This is a genomic window from Desulfovermiculus halophilus DSM 18834 (assembly GCF_000620765.1).
Taxonomy (GTDB): domain Bacteria; phylum Desulfobacterota; class Desulfovibrionia; order Desulfovibrionales; family Desulfothermaceae; genus Desulfovermiculus; species Desulfovermiculus halophilus.
Map to the genome: position 1 here is coordinate 1 of NZ_JIAK01000059.1, position 3,036 is coordinate 3,036.

3 protein-coding genes are annotated in these 3,036 nt (G+C 51.6%); all 3 read right to left on the reverse strand.

Features of this window, described 5'->3' with window-relative positions; translation table 11 throughout:
• Positions 1–52 precede the first annotated feature (52 nt).
• On the reverse strand, positions 53–1,399 hold the full coding sequence (locus N902_RS0114195) for a hypothetical protein (protein ID WP_027371445.1): 1,347 nt from the start codon (positions 1,397–1,399) through the stop codon (positions 53–55).
• Between the two features lie 152 nt (positions 1,400–1,551).
• On the reverse strand, positions 1,552–1,914 hold the full coding sequence (locus tag N902_RS0114200) for a transposase (protein ID WP_027371446.1): 363 nt from the start codon (positions 1,912–1,914) through the stop codon (positions 1,552–1,554).
• Positions 1,907–2,953 carry an integrase core domain-containing protein gene (locus tag N902_RS0114205; RefSeq protein ID WP_027371447.1) on the reverse strand — a complete coding sequence of 349 codons (1,047 nt, stop codon included), beginning with the start codon at positions 2,951–2,953 and terminating at the stop codon, positions 1,907–1,909. Before N902_RS0114205 ends, N902_RS0114200 begins: the two co-directional genes overlap by 8 nt.
• Between the last annotated feature and the right edge of the window lie 83 nt (positions 2,954–3,036).

Sequence of the window (3,036 nt, forward strand, 5' to 3'; positions counted from 1 at the left end):
TGTGCTGTTGCAATAAAAATTCGAACAAAATCCGGTCCAGCGGGTAACACATTCAAGCCACGGCGGTTTCATGTATAAGCTGCTCAATCTGGTTGAGAGCCTGCTCTTTTTGTTCCACGTCCAGATCGTCTCTGGCGCCCAGGGCCTCATGAAATCTTTTCATGAGGGGGCCGATATAGCTTACTGATGACAGCAGCCTTTCGATTCGTTCTTTGCATTTGTTGAAGGCTGATTTTTGGAGAAAGTCCTGGCTCAGACCAAGAGCTGTTACCATCAGGTTCAAGACGCTCTCCACTGTAGGTTCATTTTGGCTGTGACTTTCTGCCTTGCGCCTCTGGTTTTCCTGATGGAGTTCATAGCTGTACCGCTCTTGGCAATACTGCTGGTAGCGTTGGTCATCCAGTTCCTGCTGAATATTGCTTAAGATACCGAAAAAATACGACAGGTTGCAACGGTTGTGGTCCCGGTTGACTGCCCTTAAAAACGCTTCTTCAGATTTGGTTATGGCTTCTTGGTCATAGAATTTGATGCAATATTCTGCTCTTTGAAGTTCAGCCGAGGATAGCATGATGTTGTGATAATTGATCAGCCAATGCAGTCTGTCTCTCTTGGCCTGATGGGCATCGTCATTCTTTTTTTGCTGATGCTCTATAAGTCGGGCCCGCTCTTTCTCCTGCTCCTTTGCAGAGACAGGTGTCTGCATCTGATCGGCAGGAGTGGGCCGGGGTTTACGCAGGGCCAGCTTGTTGCGCATTTGCATATACAGGCAGACGAGCATGTCCAATACGCTTTTACCCAGAGCATAGGGAGATGAGGTATCGATATGCACTTCTCCAATAGCCTGCTTGAATTGACTGAATGCCCCTTCGTCAGTTCCGTTGCCCTTGGGGTTGGCTGGCCCCGCAGGCAAGATGACGATATCGTTTTCATTGAGAAAACCCATGACCTCATCACTCAAGTTGGAACTACCTCTATCAAAGACGACGCCTAAAGGCAGACCCCAGGCCGCTTGGTGTTTTTTCAGGACAGAAAGGACCGCGTCACCCGTTTCCGTTGGAGTTATCTCATGGGCAGTGTGGCAGAAGCTGCCCGCATCAACGCCAAGCTCGAGATTGTAGCTGATGACCCGATCGCCCACATGGACATCGATGGTGCTCCCATCCAGGCTGAGCACCCCGTTCGGGATCTGCTGGCACAGGCTTTGATAAAACTCTGGTCGTTTTTTCCTGGTCTGTGGTCTCCACAAATCATTGGCAATCAGGATGTCCTTGATGGTCTTTTGGCCCAGATCCAGTTGGAGTTCATCTTTGATAGTCTGGACAAATTTTGTAATCCGCAGTCGATTGCCCCGTTCTTTGAGAGCCCTGGCTTTGTCCACGATGTGACGGATAATCTCCATGGTCACTTTGGCCGTGGCCCCCCGTTTGTCGCTTGTGCGATAGGGGCACAGATTGTCATCATAAGCCTGATCCCAGTCACTTAGTGTGCTTAAGGAAATACCCAAAAGCCAGGAGATAATCCGAATCGACCAAGGCTCACTGCGGATAAAAGCTACCGCTTTTTCTTTGTCTTGCCCTTGGAAGTGTTTTTTTTACTGGCCAACCACTCATCGACATGGTGGATTTCCCAAGCCAGCTTCCGGGCTCGGTTTTCAAAGGCTTCCCGCTCATAATCCTTGGAAAGCTTTTCATGCTTGGCCTGGAGGTCTGCCAGCTCCTGCTCAACTTCCTGACGCGCTGTTGTTTCTGTGCTGGAGGCAAACTTTTCAGCCCATTGGTAGCCGGTCTTGCGCGAGACTCCAGCTGTCTCGCAGACGCTTTTGACGTCAAAATCTTTATCCAGGCCCTTGTCTTTTTGAATCCGGCGGGCCTTTATCAGGATGGCCACCTCTTCCGGGGTCAAAGACTCAGACATGGGAACCTCCTTTGATCACTACGGGCTGACCCAGAAGGTACAACGTGACCGACCCGTCCGGGGCCAGCACCAAATTGACGATACTGCGCTCTATATCCTGGATCTGTGCGGTAACGTCACGTGAATTGGCAATGTCGTCAAGGGCCTTTTGCTCCTGGCCGTGGAAACGTTCGGCCGGAACCAAGAAGCCTCCCAGTCCCTGGTGCGGGCGCTTGTGGTTATAGTGCTCCACCCATTTGGTCAGAGCCGAAAATGCCTGCTCCAGGGTGGAAAAATGCTCTTGCCCAAAGAGCTCATTCTTGATGCGCTTGTTTAAGGCCTCCACCTTGCCCAGGGTCTGTGGGTGGTGGGGCCGGGCGTGGGTATGATCGATACCTTGGTTTTCCAGGTACTTTTCAAAGCGGTTGATCCCACGCCAGGAGTAGAAGACGAAACCACGGTCTGTGAGCAGCTCTTCCATCTTGCCGTACTGGTCGACAGCTCTCCGGACCAGCTGTATGACCTCATCCACGGAGGTTTGCTCCAGGAGCCGAAACCCGAGGATAAACCGCGAAAAATCGTCAATGAGCAGGATCAGATAAACCCGGACCTTGTTGATTGTCACTTCCAGGATGTCCATTTGGGCCAGCTCCAAGGGACGGCTGGCCTCAAAGCGCTCAGGGGCCGAGACCTGATTCTGCTTTTGCTTGGCAGTGTACCCATTGGCCTCCATAACCTTGCGGATAGTGCGGATGGAGATGGTGGTACCCTGCCGCCGAAGCTGGCTGCGAACCTGTCCGGGGCCAAATGCAGGGTTGTCATTCCATACCTGCAGGATGGCTGATTCCTGCTCAGGGGTTATTTCCTTTTCCCCTCGGCCTGACCGACGGGGCTGATGCTCGAGAAACGCTTCTTCACCAAGCTCCTTGAGCTGTCTTTTCCACTCATAGACCGTGGTGTAGTGGACCCCAGCTACCTTGGCTGCTTCCTTGGGTCCGATCTGTTTGGCGTGTTTCAGGATAGTAAGTTTTTGTGCTTGACTAAATTGCTTGTTGCCCATGACACTTTCTCCTCTGGTTTAAGCCGGGAGAAAGTGTTACCCTGATTCAAGCCATTTTGTCCGGATTTTTATTACCAAAAACA